The following is a 17,062-nucleotide window of genomic DNA, read 5'->3' as shown; positions in this document are numbered from 1 at the left end:
AACTTAAAACTTCACATTTTTCAAAACCACCAGATATTGCACCCAAAATGATACTTTTTTTGCCTTTAGGCATCTGTAGTCTATTTTTTAATCTAAAATCTATCAAAAGTAGTTATGCATCGACCTTATAGATTTGAAAATGTATTTTTCGAAACAGTACTTTTTTGAGATAAAAGGCTACTATATAAATTTCCCTATTATTCTTCCATAAACTAAAAACGTCACGGTCCAATCGAAATTGAACAGAAACATTTTCAGATTTATTTTTGTTCAGATTTAATTTTTACAACTTTTCTATATACACGTAATAGGCAGGATGCACCCTTTTGTCTTTGTCGATTAATTGCGCTTCCATATCATATTTACCTGCAGAAACCTTAGCGGTAAAGGACACTTCTTTTTGGCCTTTTTCAATTCTAGCGGTCTTTTCTAAGTCAGCTACATAAATATAGGCTTCTTCAAAATCGGATTTTGTACTCGCCGGCATAGCTCTTTCCAGTTCTATCCTTTGTTTTTCTGCAGGAAAGGTTGCGTTTATGGCCAAACCACTTTCCCGTGGAAAACGGCACAAGCTAATTTTATAATCGCCATCTTCTACAAATTCAATTTTCCAATTTCCTGAGGCTTGTGCTCCACTAGTTGCACCATATTGATGCCACATATGGCCGAATTTACCCGTCATCATATCATGTGATGAAATACGACTAGGATTATCTTCTGGCGAGCCAACTTTAATATAAGCGTAACGCTCATTAACGTTTTCATCCATGATGGACTGCCACCATTTTTCATAACCTACAGCCAACCTTTCCGCTACCTCAGGATGTTTGTCAAATACATTCGTAGTCTGACTGCGATCTTTATTCATATCATAAAGCTCCGTCCCATTTACCAAACGCCAGTTATCGTCCATAACAGAGTACTTTCTATATTTCACCAAATTCTGTAAGCGCTGGGTATCCATATATAAAATTCTATTTGGCCATTCCTCGGCTTCCTCATAAAGCAAAGGTTTTAGACTTTTTCCGTCCAATGGCTTCACCGGATTAAAATCAAAACCTAGAAGATCAACGAACGTAGGCAACAAGTCATAGTGTGCAACCAATTTATCTATATCCTTACCTCCTGTAAGTTCCCCATTTGGCCAACGGATTAGCAAAGGAACACGATGACCACCTTCGTACTCACTACCTTTACCTCCTCTTAAACCAGCGTCAAAAACTTTATTTCCACCAGCGGTACCATTATCTGTTGTAAAAATTAAAATGGTGTTATCTGCAATATCCAAAGCAGCTAACTTATCTTCCAAAAGCTTAAAATTGTCGTCTATATTGGTAATCATTCCGTAGAACCTTTGGAATTTTTCCTCCAATCCGTCTACGTCTTTATACATATCCATATACTCTTTTGGCACGTTCAAAGGGCCGTGAGGCGCATTGGTGGCGATATAACAAAAGAAAGGTTTATCCTTGTTGGTTTCTATGAAGTCCAATGCTTCCGAAAAGAAAACATCGGTACAGTAGCCTTCGTATTTTTCAGTTTTTCCATTATGCCAATACGTATCATCAAAATAATCATTGTTCCAATAATCAGGACCTTGGGTAATTCCCCCGCCTCCATGACGGACAACTTCATGAAAACCTCTGTCTTCCGGACGGTACGGATAATTATCTCCCAAGTGCCATTTACCGAACATGCCATTTGTATATCCGTTCTGCGCAAATATCTGTGGTAGTATTACCTCATCTTCAAAAAGTAATGAGCGTCCCGTAATGGTATGAAAAACATTTAACCTGTTGGTATGACGCCCACTCATTATAGCCCCTCTACTAGGTGCACAGGTTGTAGAAACATGATAATTGTTAAACCGTACGGCATCTTCATAAAAGGTGTCAATATTCGGGGTTTTGACATAGGGGTTTCCGTAACTTCCCAAATCTCCCATACCTTGGTCATCCGTGATTACGACAATTACATTCGGTTTTTCCTTGGATTTACTTTGTGCCGTCATTACTGCGGATGACGTACAAGCCAAAATCATGAAAACCGAAAGGCTCTTTGCTACAAAGCCTTGCTTATTTTGGTTGCCGAGCTTTCTATTGCTTTTAAATAAATTATGTTTCATTTTTATTCCCAGAGTTAAGTATTAGTTTTATTGAAAATATGACGATTTTTAAAAAGCTATCGCGTCATTAATATCCAGCATTTTGAACAAGATTCTCATTGTTACGAAGTTCATCCGTAGGTATAGGAAACAATAGTTCACGTTCCGTTAATGTTGGGCCATATGCAAATTGATGACCTACGAAATCTTCAAAAGTTCCCGTGGTAACATTAAATCCTTTTTTAAGCCTAACCATATCAAACCAAGTGACATTCTCATAACTAAGCTCGTGCCATTTTTCCTTCCAAATAGCTTCACGAAACTGGTCTTTGCTTAGTCCGGCCAAATCAGGAAGCTCCGCTCTAGTTCTAATTCCGTTTACAGCGTCGTATGCTGCTGCTGTAGGACCTGAAACCTCGTTGGATGCCTCGGCATAAATCAATAAGACTTCGGCATATCGAATCAAATCCCAATTTAAATCACTGCTTGCCGTATCAAGATTAGCAACAATATCAAAATGCTTATAGAGGAAGTACCCACCTAGAACAATAGTTTCATCCCTATCAAATTTTGAGGTATACGTGGTATAGTAAAATTCCTTTTCTGCTATCCTTTTATCTCCTTCATCATATGAATTTATAAAATCCAGATTGGCATAAATAGCACCTGTCTGTTCCGAATAAGCAGAAATATTCATGTTATACGGTATTACCAATGGCTGCCAATCAGAAGGGTCTACAAAAGCTTCATATTGAACCATAAAAATGTTCTCACCAGTATTATTCTGTTCAGGGTCATGTAAATCCGCATACGTAGGGAATAAGCTATATTCTGCCGAATCAATAACTTCCTTGGCTTTGTCCGCTGCTTTTTGATAGTACTCGTTACCCAATTGTAGAGGGTTACCAGCCATAGTCAAATACACACTAGATAGCAGCGATTTAACTGCACCTAAAGTTACTTTTCCGGTACCATCATTAAACGGAAGACCCGATGCCTCTGCTGTAGTTAAATCCTCAACGATTACCGCATAAATATTCTCAACCGTTTCTTGGGTGGCATATAGGTTTTCCGAACTCAAATCAATAGGGTCAGTAATTAAAGGAACACTACCAAAAATCCTTACAAGATTATAATAGTAATAGGCTCTTAAAAACCGAGCTTCTCCCAATAGTTGATTTTTTTGGCCTTCATCCATAGCTATATCCGGAATGTTAGCAATAGCCAAGTTCGCATTGGCTATACCTTGGAAACTACTATCCCAATATGATTTACCATAGGCATTATCTGACGTATTGGTCAAATTCCGAATGATATTGCTATTATCTGCCTGACCCAAATCACTATCTGCTAAACCTGTAGCAAATTCCAACATCAGCCAAGGACTACCGCCGTATGACCCTCCGCGGACGCTTCTGAGATTGGAATAGATGGAATAAACTGAAGTTTCTGCGTGCTCCGCAGTTTTAAAATAACTATCTGCAGTAATATTAGATGGATCGGTTTCTTCAAGAAAATCCGAACACCCCACTCCTATGATTAGCGAGAATCCCATCAAGACTACTTGAATTCTGGTTTTAATTATATTTTTCATGTTTGTCATTTTTTGTTTAGAAAGTTGCGTTCAACCCAATCATAAATACTCTAGGCTTTGGATATTGATCAAAGTTTACCTCTCCTTGTCCAAAAGTGTTATCACTAGTTTGCACCTCTGGATCATAACCTTCATATTTTGTACTTACAAAGAAATTTTGGGCCGATGTGTATATCTTTAACCTGCTTAACTTTAATTTCTCAGCTATATCCGGTGAGAAATTATATCCCAACAATAAATTTCTACCTCTAATGAATGACCCATCCTGAATCATGTGAGAGGTATCTAAATTATCATAACCGGCAGATACGGGTCTCCATTGAGCAATTTCCGTATCCTGATTTTCTGGAGTCCAAGCATCCAATACGGTAGCAAGACTGTTTGCAATACCTTGGCGATTCTCTTGCGGACGGGTAGTGATGTACATGATATCATTACCATACTGAAACTGTAAATCCACCAACAATTCAAAATTCTTGTAGCGGAAGGTGTTTATTAAGCTTCCGTAACCATCAGGAATTCCTTTACCAATAATAGTTCTATCGGCCTGATTGATAACCCCATCATCATTTCTATCTTCAATCTTAACATCACCCGGTAATCTAAAATATGTTGCGGCTTCATCGGCTTCATCGGTTCCCCATGTTCCCAGATTAACAAGGCCAAAGAATGAACCTACAGCCTCTCCTTCTCGAATTATAGTTCTACTAGAAAAAATATCACTTCCTCCAGAAAGCGCAACTACCTCATTTTTATTTATTGCAATGTTGAAATCGGTGTCCCAAGAAAAATTATCGGTTGTAATATTCTTAGTGCTCAAGGAAAACTCAATTCCCTTATTTTCCATACTCCCTATATTTCGGAATACAGAAGCATAACCACTGCTTGTAGGTACAGGTGAGTTCAATAACATATCTTCTGTTAACTTACGGTAAAGATCTACCTCAAAGGAAATTCTTCCATCAAATAAGCCAACTTCAATTCCGGCATCTACTTGATTTGTTTTTTCCCATTTTAAATCAGGGTTAGCCAAGCGGTCAATACCAATACCATTTACAACTGAATTATTAACCACATAAGCATAGTTTCCTAAACCCGGTAATGCTCCGTATGCAGGTATTTCCGAATTACCCGTAACACCGTAACTAGCTCTTAATTTAAGATTGGATATTGTTTTAGATTCTTTCAAGAAATTCTCTTCGGAAACTTTCCAAGCCAAAGCCGCTGAAGGAAAGAAAGCGTATCTATTGGTATCTCCAAATTTTGATGATCCATCTACACGACCTGTAACGGTCAGTAAGTATTTATTTTGAAGTCCGTAATTGATCCGTCCAAAATAAGAATTTAGGCCATAAGCAAAAGCACTTGACGTTGGATTGCCTACCACTGAACCCGCTCCTAAATTATCGAAGCTAAAAAAGTCATCCGAGAAATTTTCCGCTCGGGCACTAAATGCCGTATTATTTATATGTTGCCACGAAATACCCAATAACCCTGTTATTGAATGAGTTTCCGCTATTTCTTTTGAATAGGTCAAGTAATTTTCAAATTGCCAAGAAGTATACTCATTTGCTTCCCTAACAGCATAACCGTTTGTATTCGTTCCAATAAAACTTAGTTCACGGCCAGCATATTCATCCGTTTTTTGCTCTACGTTATTTACGCCTATGGAAGTTCTAAAATCCAGTCCTTTTGCTAAGGTTATATTAGCGAATATGTTTCCTAGTATGGTATTGGTGCGCAAGAATTTCTTGTACTCTTCCCCTACCCTAACTGGGTTTGGGCCTCCTTCCATTCCTGGATAATCTGCATTACTAGCCCAGCTTCCGTCAGGATATTTAACTGGAACAATTGGAATATTCTCGATCATATTTCTACCTACCCATGAGGCGTGAATGACTCTTTCTTTTTGATTATTATAACTAAGACTACCGCCTACTTTCATCCAATCCCTAATATTGGAATCAAAAACAAAACGACCAGAATATCTCTTTAACCATGAATCTTTCATGATACCTTCCTCGTCCATATAACCAAGAAACGCACCATAACTACCTTTCTCTGTTCCTCCGGTAAATGACAGTTGATGGTTCTGTGTGAAGGCCGCTCGGGTTACCTCATCTTGCCAGTCCGTATCATAAAGTGGATTGCCGTTGGCATCAAAAAGTTTTGGGTCGTTTCTTTTTAAAGCAGGGTCTGTATACTTGCCATTGGCAAAGCCCACTGCATCATATTTTTCTGCATTCTGATAGGCGACCTCTTCTATCATCAAAAATTGTTCGGAATTCAGTACGTCTACTTTTCTAGAAAGGTTTCCTAAACTGTAATAGCTATCATAACTAATTTTCCCTCCTGAGTTACTTCCTCTTTTGGTAGAAACCAGAATAACACCATTAGCACCCCTAGAACCATAAATTGCCGTTGCAGAAGCATCTTTTAGAACTTCAATTGAAGCAATATCATTAGGGTTGATATAATCTATTGGGGAACTGTTATTGCCTAATCCCGATGAGACCAATATGATTCCATCTACTACATACAAAGGATCATTAGAAAGGCTAACCGAAGAATTTCCTCTAATTCTGATATTGGATTTTCCTCCCGGTCTACCTGAATTAATAGATACGCTTACACCAGGCATTTTACCGGATAAAGATTGCGTAAGAGAAGCGGCCGGACGCTCTTGCAATTCTGCTGACGACACTGAACCAACGGCTCCTGTTAAATCACTTTTCTTTTGGGTACCGTAACCAATTACAACCACCTCATCTAAACTTGCGGCGTCTTCCTCCATGGTTACATCTATGCTACCAGATGCGCCAACCGTTAGCGACTGAGTTTTCATACCAATGTATGAAAAGACCAATACATCTCCGGAACTTGCAGCAATAGTATATTTCCCATCAAAGTCCGTTTGTGTACCTGTTGTTGTGCCGTCTATTAGAACATTCACACCTGCAAGTGGTATCCCCGCATTATCCAATACAGCACCGGTAATTTGCTGTTGAACATCTTCAAAATCAAGTTCTGAAGTTATGGGAGCGCTGCTCGCCTGAACTTCAGAGATTAATGCTGGCAAAAGGAATGCACAAAAGCAAACCTTTAAAACCTCCTTTGGGATAATTCCAAAGGGGTAAATTTTGGTTGTCCGTTTTTTCATTTTCTAGTAATTAAGTTAGTACGATTGGTTGGCGACTGCGAATTAAGTATATCGCAATAATGGCGTCTCAAAAAATTAATATAGCATATCAAAAAACTATATATTATCATTTTAATAAAATGACACAGCCAAAACTAAGAATGTAAAAAAGCTCTCACCACCAAAAAAAATACCAGATTCGATACTTTTTTTGCATAAACTGTATTACTTGCAGCTTTTTAATACGGTTTTCACTACTCTTTAATTTGATGAAATTCAATATTTTAAATACTTAATCCCATAAATACCTGAAAATTTCACTTCCATATTTTGTAGGTTCTGATACATCATTATTATAAAAAAAGCTCCACGTATGGAGCTCTCTTATTCGTATGAAATTGTACAATGATTCAATTCACTTTCTCTTGTAATTATTCATTTGTGGAACCTATTGAATTTCTTTCTTCTGAAAATGAATTAGCAGGTGGACTTGTTGGTAAGGATTTTTCGAATGTTTTGAACTTATCCATTAGTTCTCTCTTCTTTTCTGGATTTTCTGCCGACACATCTTTCTGCTCTGCCCAATCCGTAGAAATATCATATAATTCCGCTCTTCCTAGTTCTTCATTTGCCAGCAACTTCCAATTCCCTTCTTGTACACCTTCACTTGGCCAAAAATCAGGTCGATCATTGGGAAAACGCCAATCCCAAAAAATCGGCTTTTGTCTTTCAAAAGGTTTTCCCATAATAGCTGATACTATACTTACCCCATCAGGTTCATAATTTGCAGGATAGGTTGTATTCGCTAATTCTAAAAATGTGGGTAGCAAATCTACCGTAGCCAATTCTGTAGTTCTATCAACCACACCAGATGGAGTTTTACCAGGCCAGCGCACTAGAAACGGTATACGCACACCGCCTGCGAATAAAGAACGCTTACGACCTTTGAGTCCCCCTTCTCCTACAGAATAATAAGTTCCCATACCAGGGCCTGTAGAATTATCATCGGTAGTTTTAATTTTTCCAGTTATTTCCGGTCCGTTATCCGAAGAAAAAACTACCAATGTATTTTCATCTAAACTTAAATCTTTCAAGGTTTTAAATAACTCACCAATGCGAGCATCATACTCCGCTATCACCGCTGCATAAACCTGTTGTTGCTCCTTTAGATGAGCAAATTGCTGCATGTACTTTTCTTTGGGGTAATGCGGGGTATGCGTAGCGTGAATCCAAGCATTTACAAAAAACGGTTTGTCTTTGTTCCGTTTTACGAAATTAATCGTTTTATATAAGGTTGAGTCTGCCTGCATTTGATGTAGGTCACTTGGTAAATTAAATGCACCGTACTCATCATAACCGTATTCCAACGGACTCGGTGCATCTTTAACATGGGTATTGGAAAGATGCCATTTTCCAAAATGAGCAGTGGCATAGCCCGTTTCTTTTAGCATTTTTGGAAGTAAAGGTGCTTCAGGGTTTAACCAATCCGGCATGCCTCTTTTTATATGTGATTCCACAGATGCAAAGTGACCGTGTACACTCTGCCTTGCCGGAAATTGCCCTGTCATTACGGCAACTCTACTTGGCGAGCAAACTGGGTTTACCACAGAGAAATTTTGAAAATCGATGCCCTCTGCGGCCATTTTATCAAGGTTTGGGGTTTCACAAAAGGTACTGCCGTGAATACCTAAATCACCATACCCCCAATCATCGGCAAAAATGAATATGATATTGGGCCGCGTATCCTGTTCAACCGCTATCTCCTTTTTAGCTTCTTGTTTTTCTCCACACGAAAGAATCATCAAAGTGCTAAAAAGCAAGAGTCCTATTCCTATTTTCATTTCTTGTTTTTATTTGGTTCAGTAGTTGTCATATTCCTCCTATTTTGAGTTATGACTTTATCCAATCCGGAATGTCCCAACCTTCTTTTACATAAGATTGAGGTGTACCAGGTGTAGTTCTACCCTCTTCAATAATTTTGGTGATTTTCTGAGTAAGTCTTTTTACTACGTCCGGATTATCAAAATAAAGATTTGTAGTTTCTCCTGGGTCTTTCTCCATATTGTATAATTCGTATAGGGCTTCACCTTCTTTTGGCTCAATAATTTTAGGTTTTAAAGAACCTCCAGAGTCCCTAAACATATTTAGTTTCCATTTCCCTTCTCTAATCGCAAAACGACCCGAAACGGAATGATGAATTACAGCTCCTCTTACCGTTTTATCATAACTAGCCCCTTTTAGTATTGGTATTAAACTATAACTATCCTCACCTGCATTATCCGGAAGTTCTACCCCAACAATATCGGCAATGGTAGCCAAGTAATCCGTCTGGCAAACGGGCACATCTGACTTTTTCCCTGCTTGTATGCCGTTAGGCCAACGCATAAGAAAAGGAACCCGATGGCCACCTTCATAAATATCACGCTTGCCTCCTTTAAAATTGAAACTACTATAGTGTCCATATTTTTCTCGCTGATTAACGTAGTTGGTCTCCGCTCCGTTATCCGATGAAAAAATAACCAAAGTATTGTCTTCAATTCCATTTGCCTTTAAAGCCTCAAGCACTTGTCCAATCCTATAATCGGTTTCTTCCATAAAATCGCCATAATTTCCGCAATTACTCTGCCCTTGAAAATCAGGATGCGTACAATGCGGTAAATGTGGACTGGTCAATGGCAGGTATAAAAAGAACGGTTTACCCGCTTTGGCCTCCGTTGCAGATTCGCTAATATAATCCACAGCTTTATCAGCAAATGTTTTTAAGACCAACTCATCGTTAAATGAGGGTGCCACTTCTACCCAGCCACTTGTGCCTTCTTTACGCTCACTTATATAGGGTGGTGTCATTCTATACCCTTTCGGGTCAATACTATCACTAAATGCACGTGGTCTTTTATCCGCTTTCTTTTTAGTCCATAATACAGGAGGATCTAACACCTTGTCATTTTCCAAATACGTTAAAATGCCATAATTCATAGATGCCGGAATACCAAAATAATAATCAAATCCCTTCTCTATTGGACCATCTGTAAAGGGCTTTGACCAGTCACGGTCTTTCCCTAAGCTTCCTTCAAATTCCATTTGAAGATGCCACTTTCCTATCATGGCCGTTTTATAACCATTTTCTTGAAGTAAAGAAGCAATGGTCATCCTATCCTTTTCTATTAAACAAGGCCCATCAGCTCTTAAAACTCCTTCTTTTAAAGAGGTCCGCCAACTATAGCGCCCGGTTAGCAAAGAGTATCTAGATGGTGTACATACCGCATCACTGCTATGCCCATCTGTAAAAATAATGCCTTCATTGGCCAATTTATCCATATTTGGCGTATTGAATTTAGCATCGGGATTAAGTGCGCCAACATCTCCATAACCTTGGTCATCTGTATAAATGACAATTATATTGGGTTTCTGGATGTTTTGAGCACCTAGGGTCATTGAAAACAATAATAATAAAGTTCCAAGAGTTTTATGTTTCAATATTTTCATAATCAGTTTCTTTATTAGCTCTTTGAGCTTTTCTTTATACACCATCCATCCCATTTTTAGACATGAGGCACGGAGAGGGCTTTTTAAAGTATTACTCCATGCTTCCTTCTGGTGTCAACCGTATTTCTTTTAGACTTGCGTTGTTCTTTTTACCATCTACCAAGGAAACAGTTATAGTATGCTTTCCGGGTTTATTAAACTTTATAAGTCCCATTTCATAATAATTATATACCGCTGATGAATTTTGCTGATTCTGAACCACAACTCCCTCATCTGAAGTTATATTCCAAACTAAACGGCCTTCCCCTGCATAATTTAGTTCGGTTTGATAATAGCCTGGATCTTTAACTTCTATTTCCCAAGTCACTGTACTTCCTTCCTTCCAATCTTGAGCTTGCTCAATATGTTTCCATTCCCCAAATTTTTCCATCCATCTTTTCTCGGCAATGGCACAGCCTTCGGCCGTAGCAAAATCAACCGGCAGTACCGTAGAAAAAACAGGGTCTATACTATTGGATATAGCCACCTCAGGGCTACCCTCTATTTCTAATTCTATAACAGATATTAATTTTTCGTTCCGTCTTGCTGGTAATGAAATAGCTACCCAACCAGCATGTGTCGTGGTTTCCAATTTTTGACCTTTTCCATCCACTAATAAATCAGCAGACTTAATCGTATTCTTTAATCCTGGAAGCCATAGTTTACCATCTAACGGCCATTTGTAAACACAAAGGTTCAATTTGCCATCAGCCGCTATGGTTGCATCACCCCAAGGTAGTGCATGACCCCATGGTGAAGACCCAGTTTTATATATTACCTGAGGATACTTGCTAATCCATTCCCCTGAAGTTTTTAGCGATTCTTGGGCCTCCGCAGGAATTGTTCCGTCTGGTGCAGGCCCCACATTTAGCATATAAGTCCCTCCACGAGCCACAGTAGAAATAATACTTTTTAAAATCCGTTTTGGGCTTTTCCAATTTTGGTCGTACCAAGCGTATCCCCAAGAATCGTTGGTAACGTCAACAGTTTCCCAAAGTCCACCAATATTTTTTATGGGAATGTTCATATCCCCTAAAGATTTATAATCGCCTAAACCATGACCGGCCCGTCCAGAAATCATGGCATTAGGTTGATGTTTACGAACAACCTCAACTAATTCTTCCACATATTTTTTCTCCATATTACCTGGCGTATCGAACCACACCATGGCGATATCTCCATATTGGGTTACAATTTCTTTAACCTGCGGAAGACACTTTTCCTTGAAATAATAATCAAACCCAACTTCTTTTCTTTTCTCGTTTACCTTTGGTCCTCCGTTGCCTCCAGGAAATGTCCAATCTTGATTGTGCGAATAATAAAAGCCAAAACCAAGGCCCAGTTCCTTACATGCTTTTGACAGTTCCTTCATAGGGTCTCTGGCAAAAGGCGTGGCCTTTACAATATTGAAATCATTGCTTTTGGAATTGTACATCGCAAAGCCATCATGGTGTTTGCTGGTAACTACAATATATTTCATTCCGGCATCTTTGGCCAGTTGGGCAATTGCCATAGCATCAAAATTTACAGGGTCAAAAGTTTTTGCTTCTGCCATATACTCATCCACCGGAATATTTGCACGTCTAGGGTTCATTATCCATTCGCTAATGCCATAATACGTACTGTCTTTCCATGTATTGGCAATCTTTGAATAGATACCCCAGTGAATGAACATGGCGTAATTACCATTATCAAATAATTTTGTTCTAGAGTCCGGTGCGTTGGCTCCCAATGAATTTTGATGCCCCCACATCTCGTCCATATTTTCTCCTTTTTCTTTCTTTTGGCTGAATACAGAACCACTTTGAAAGAGGAACATCACAAATAATATCAACACTGTATTTACCTTGGTATTCTTAAGTTTCATTGGTTTGGACTTTAAATTGAATTCGATTAATTATAACACCTATTACTGACAAGTTTACGGACGATTACCATCCACTATTCTCATGGGTGAACTATACATTCTACCTTCTGAATTGATAATATTTATGAAATAAGCAACTGCTTCGTCAGGCAGCTTTGCTGAAATTGTTTTATTCGTATTAGATACATCTGCAGTGGTTTCGACCCACTGGTAACTGTCCTTTCCCCAATCACTAGTATCTGTGGTATAATACAAATACCCTTTATCTACTTTTCCTTGATATTGATACAACAACTTCTTGTTTTTGTTTTGGATGAGTTTTGGTAATTCAGGTGCAGTACCATTGTTTGTTATATACTCTGCAAACGTGTAAATTGACTCCGGTGCCCATCCTGCTTGATGACCATGTTTCATATTATGCCCAATGGATAGATATTTTTCGTTAGGGGAAGCTTCGTAGGTTTTAGTGAAGCTGTTCATAGTAAAGTGGAAATCATTGGTGCCATTTACAAAAAGTGTGGGTTGTTTTTGAAGTGGTACATATAATGAAGGTTCCCACGTATTCAAATAAAACGCTTGTTGTTCATTGTTCAACTGACCTAATAGATTACTATAATTAGGAGTTTCCTGTAAAAAACCACAACCGTAAACCGGTACAGCAAATGCATAGCGATTATCTACACCTGTTATGACATTAGTTAGAATACCTCCCCAAGAAATACCGGTAATCCCAATGTTATTTTCGTCTACATTTGGTAAGCTCTTCAATAAGCTTGTAGCTAGCATCACATCTGCAACTGCGTGAAAAAACCATTGATCTTCCAATTTTTCTACAATTACATCCTCAAAAAAACCTTGTCGCTTGGGTCCGGAATACTCAAAGGTCTGATACTCCTTTTTTTCATTCTCTCCGGTAATTTTATCTCCAGGAATTTGACCTTCCAAGGCTATTGCTATTGCAATGTATCCCCTGTTGGTCCATTCTTTGACCCAATCAACAAATGCGGTACCTCCACCTCCATGCACTAAGACTATTGCAGGGACTTTATCATTTTTAGTTAGGTTTTCGGGTACTCCGTACCAACTAAACACTTTTGTTGGTTTTCCTTTATAAGGTAGACCTTCATAAAAAATCCCCTTTATATTATCTTCTGATTTTTCAGCATCAAACTCATTGGTAAAATTGTACTTGGGGGTTTCTAATACACCACTTTCGATCAAAGTAGTTTTAACCCAGAAAGGACCTTCAGTACTATTTTCTAATAGAATTGTTTGCTTTTCAATTGTAGAAGTTTTGCTTTGTCCATTTAAAAATATAGCACTCACAATAAGCAAAGCACCTGTCAAAAAGCCTTTTGCATTAGATTGAAAAAATTTGAATTGATCTACCCGCATTTTAAAATTATGAAAAAGAATTTGTTTCGTACCACTCCTAATCCGAACACTATTTACAGTAATCGATTTAAAGTAAGATCAACTTGGACAAGGATTCTAAATAAGAAATACTTAATTAAATAAGCAAACAATTAGAATTACTTAAATAATTAGAGTGTTTATTATCAATATTATAATGTGGTTAAAACTAATAATCTATCGTGTGGTCAACTACCAAAAAAAATACAATTTCTGATACTTTTTTTGCACGCAAAGGCATTTTCTAGTTGTTTGAAGAATAATATTTTAAATAAGCAGAAGGTGCCATACCATGAATGGTCCTAAACTGTCTATTAAAATTAGAGATATTGTTAAACCCGGATAAGTACGCGATGGAAGTAATACTTTCCTTGTTTTCTAAAAGAAGTCTGCAGGCGTAGCCCACCTTTATTTCATTAAGATATCTGGTAAAAGATTTACTATGGGCTTTCTTGAAAAATCTGCTGAATGCAGATTTATTCATACCCGTCATTTCAGCAACATCGCTAGCGCTAATGCCATCATTGAAGTTTTCAAACACGTAGGCATATATTTTATCCATTCGCGAGTTATCTGCTTTTTGAAAAGCATTTACAAAGCTTGTACTTGATAATAACTGATAATTTTCTTGCTTTGATAAAGCAACCAAAACCTCAATAGTTTTGTATACACGCGTAGTTGTATCGTAGTTTTTTAGATTCATGATTTGACCTACCAGATCACTACTCAGTGTATTGAACTTAATACCTCTATTTGCCCGAATTAAAAGGTCGGAAATTTGTTTCATTTCTGGAATATCAAAGAAACCTTTTCCTAAAAAATCTCTAGTAAAGTGTATGGCCAGAGCCTCTGCCTCTAGTTTACTTTCTGGCTGAAAATAAACCTCATCGTTCAACCACATATGCGGAACGTTTTTGCCAATAAGTACCACTTCTCCCTCCTGAAATTTTTCTATACTATCCCCTATAAAACGTGTTCCAGAACTTTTTAGAATTACCACCAATTCAATCTCTGGGTGATAATGCCAAACCCTTAAAAAATTAGGGTACAGATTATGGTTGACCGAAAATGATCGGTCAGCTACAGATGCCCTATTTAATAAATGAAGTTTCATGTATTACTCTACTATTTATAAAACTGGAATCCTATTTTGCCGGTTGGTCCCAAAGCCTATAAGGGTCTTCATATGCTTCCATTTCAGTTAATAACAATGCTTCCATTTCTGCCAATTTATCGGCATACTTCGGGTTTTCGGCCAAATTGGTCAGCATTTCGCCTTCTTTCTTGTGTTCTTTTAAATATTCATTCGGATTTTCAGCCAGATCGAAAAGTTGTGTTTCGCGTACTGCACCATCCATTACATCATACTTGATTAATTTCCAGTCGCCTTTTTTAACCGTACGCATGCCTGGTTTTGTTCCTCCACAATACACACCATACATAACATCTCTAACAGTTTCTTTTTCACCTTCCAATACAGGTCTAAAACTTGTTCCCTCTACGGTTTCCGGAATCTCTATTCCTGCCAAATCACATAATGTAGGTAAGACATCCAATAAATAAACATTCCCTTTTGTGCGTTTACCGGATGGAAGTCCTGGTCCTTTAATAATCATGGGTACACGCCATGTATGCTCATATAAGTTTTGTTTCCCCATAAGTCCGTGTCTACCAATAGACATTCCGTGATCGGAAGTGTAAACGATATAGGTGTTGTCCAACTCGCCCATGGCTTCCAATTTTTTAAGCACTTTGCCCAACTGGATATCTATATTTTCTGAACAGGCATATTCTCTACCCAGCTCATTCCTTACGGTCTGCTCATCTCTATTTTTCCAAACCCCACTTACGCGTTCTTCATCACGAAGCTCAGGGTGACCATGGAAAAAAGGATGCGCTTCTAAATAATTATCTTGAAGCGGTGGTTGTTTATCATTAGCCGGAGGAAGACTATTCTTGTCTGTATGATTTACCGCTCCATATTTTTCCAATAACTCTGGAGTGCCATCCCGGGTATCATGTGGATGGGAAAATCCAAAATAAATGAAAAAAGGATTTTCTTCTTTAACTTTCTCACGATCTCCTAAATATTCTAAAACTTGTTTGGAGTGCCATGCACTTCCTGTCTCTTCAGTGCCCCCTCTTTTTACAGCATCGTGTACAACCGTAAACTGTTCGTTCGCTCCAGGATATGAGTTCCCTTTTTTACAAGTTCTCATAGTATTATAACCTGCTCTATTGAAAACAGCCCCAATGGTCTGCTTATCCAATTCATGAGGAGCCGTATTTTTTTGAAATTCTGCGCTAGGTGGCAAATGCCATAGCGTACGGCCTGTCATTATCATATGTCTGGAGGGTGTACATACCGCACCGTTCATAGAACCCATATGGTGGGCAGCTTCTATAACCGTACCTTCAGACGCTAATTTAGAAATTACAGGGGTTTCTAATATTGATTTTGGATCATACACCTGCAAATCGAAAGGCGACTGATCGTCAACCAAAACAAACAAAAAGTTTGGTCGTTTTTTAGTCTCCTTGTTTTTCTCTTGGCCATAGGCCGAAAAAGAAAGTGATAAGGCAATAAATACCAACGTGAAACCCTTGTAATCTATTTTCATTTCTAGCGTCTTTAAAGTTTGGTTATGTTTTGTTATCTGCCCATCCAGCCTCCGTCAACTAACATCACGGTACCTGTCATATAATTTGATGCTGGGGAAGCCAAGAAAACAATAGGTCCTTTAAAGTCTTCTGGTTCGCCCCATCTTCCTGCAGGAATCCGTTGTAAAATAGAAGTGCTTCTATCCGCATCTTTACGCAAAGCTTCCGTATTATCCGTTGAAATATAGCCCGGTGCAATGGCATTTACCTGTACACCTTTAGATGCCCATTCGTTAGATAATGCCATTGTTAATTGACCTATTGCCCCTTTTGAAGCGGCATAGCCTGGCACGGTAATACCACCTTGAAATGTTAATAAAGATGCTGTGAAAATAATCTTCCCGCTTCCTCTATTTACCATTTCCTTACCTATTTCCCTAGACAGGATAAACTGGGCATTTTGGTTTACTTCAATAACCTTGTCCCATAGTTCATCTGTATGCTCAGCTGCAGGTTGTCTTAAAATAGTACCTGCGTTGTTTACCAAGATATCTATCTTAGGATTTTCACTTTTTACTTTTTTAATAAAAGCATACAAAGCTTTTCTATCACTAAAATCACATTGATAGGCTTTAAAGCTTTTATTCAATTCCGTTATTCGCTTTTCTATTTTAGAACCGGAAAGTTCCAAAGTTGCGGAAACCCCAATAATGTCAGCACCGGCTTCGGCCAAAGCTTCGGCCATAGCAAAACCAATACCACGCTTACAACCAGTTACTAAAGCTGTTTTTCCTTTTAAATCGAATTTATTCAATATCA

General features: G+C 38.3%; 10 protein-coding genes. All 10 read right to left on the bottom strand.

Features of this window, described 5'->3' with window-relative positions; all coding sequences use genetic code 11:
- Positions 1-283: 283 nt before the first annotated feature.
- A complete protein-coding gene (locus tag IWB64_RS12660; RefSeq protein ID WP_226975875.1) occupies positions 284-2,125 on the bottom strand; it encodes an arylsulfatase in 1,842 nt (613 codons plus the stop codon).
- 67 nt (positions 2,126-2,192) lie between these two features.
- Positions 2,193-3,698: a RagB/SusD family nutrient uptake outer membrane protein gene (locus IWB64_RS12655; RefSeq protein ID WP_194534338.1), complete on the bottom strand. Its 1,506-nt coding sequence runs from the start codon at positions 3,696-3,698 to the stop codon at positions 2,193-2,195.
- 16 nt (positions 3,699-3,714) lie between these two features.
- Entirely contained in the window at positions 3,715-6,858 is a 3,144-nt protein-coding gene (locus IWB64_RS12650; RefSeq protein WP_194534337.1) for a SusC/RagA family TonB-linked outer membrane protein, read from the bottom strand.
- Between the two features lie 410 nt (positions 6,859-7,268).
- Positions 7,269-8,678, bottom strand: a complete 1,410-nt coding sequence (locus tag IWB64_RS12645; RefSeq protein ID WP_226975874.1) for a sulfatase-like hydrolase/transferase — start codon at positions 8,676-8,678, stop codon at positions 7,269-7,271.
- Positions 8,679-8,727: 49 nt separating this feature from the next.
- Positions 8,728-10,323 carry a sulfatase family protein gene (locus IWB64_RS12640; protein WP_194534336.1) on the bottom strand — a complete coding sequence of 532 codons (1,596 nt, stop codon included), beginning with the start codon at positions 10,321-10,323 and terminating at the stop codon, positions 8,728-8,730.
- 91 nt (positions 10,324-10,414) lie between these two features.
- Positions 10,415-12,229 (bottom strand): alpha-L-fucosidase, encoded by a 1,815-nt coding sequence (locus tag IWB64_RS12635; RefSeq protein ID WP_226975873.1) that lies wholly within the window; start codon positions 12,227-12,229, stop codon positions 10,415-10,417.
- Positions 12,230-12,283: 54 nt separating this feature from the next.
- Positions 12,284-13,624 (bottom strand): alpha/beta hydrolase family protein, encoded by a 1,341-nt coding sequence (locus tag IWB64_RS12630; RefSeq protein ID WP_194534335.1) that lies wholly within the window; start codon positions 13,622-13,624, stop codon positions 12,284-12,286.
- A gap of 262 nt (positions 13,625-13,886) precedes the next feature.
- Positions 13,887-14,756, bottom strand: coding sequence for an AraC family transcriptional regulator (locus IWB64_RS12625; protein WP_194534334.1), 870 nt, complete (start codon positions 14,754-14,756; stop codon positions 13,887-13,889).
- 31 nt (positions 14,757-14,787) lie between these two features.
- Entirely contained in the window at positions 14,788-16,263 is a 1,476-nt protein-coding gene (locus IWB64_RS12620) for a sulfatase-like hydrolase/transferase (protein WP_194534333.1), read from the bottom strand.
- A gap of 32 nt (positions 16,264-16,295) precedes the next feature.
- Positions 16,296-17,060, bottom strand: a complete 765-nt coding sequence (locus IWB64_RS12615) for an SDR family NAD(P)-dependent oxidoreductase (protein WP_194535883.1) — start codon at positions 17,058-17,060, stop codon at positions 16,296-16,298.
- Positions 17,061-17,062: the final 2 nt, after the last annotated feature.

The sequence above is a fragment of the Zobellia nedashkovskayae genome (assembly GCF_015330125.1).
Lineage (GTDB): Bacteria > Bacteroidota > Bacteroidia > Flavobacteriales > Flavobacteriaceae > Zobellia > Zobellia nedashkovskayae.
This window is presented reverse-complemented; position numbering and strand designations above follow the sequence as displayed.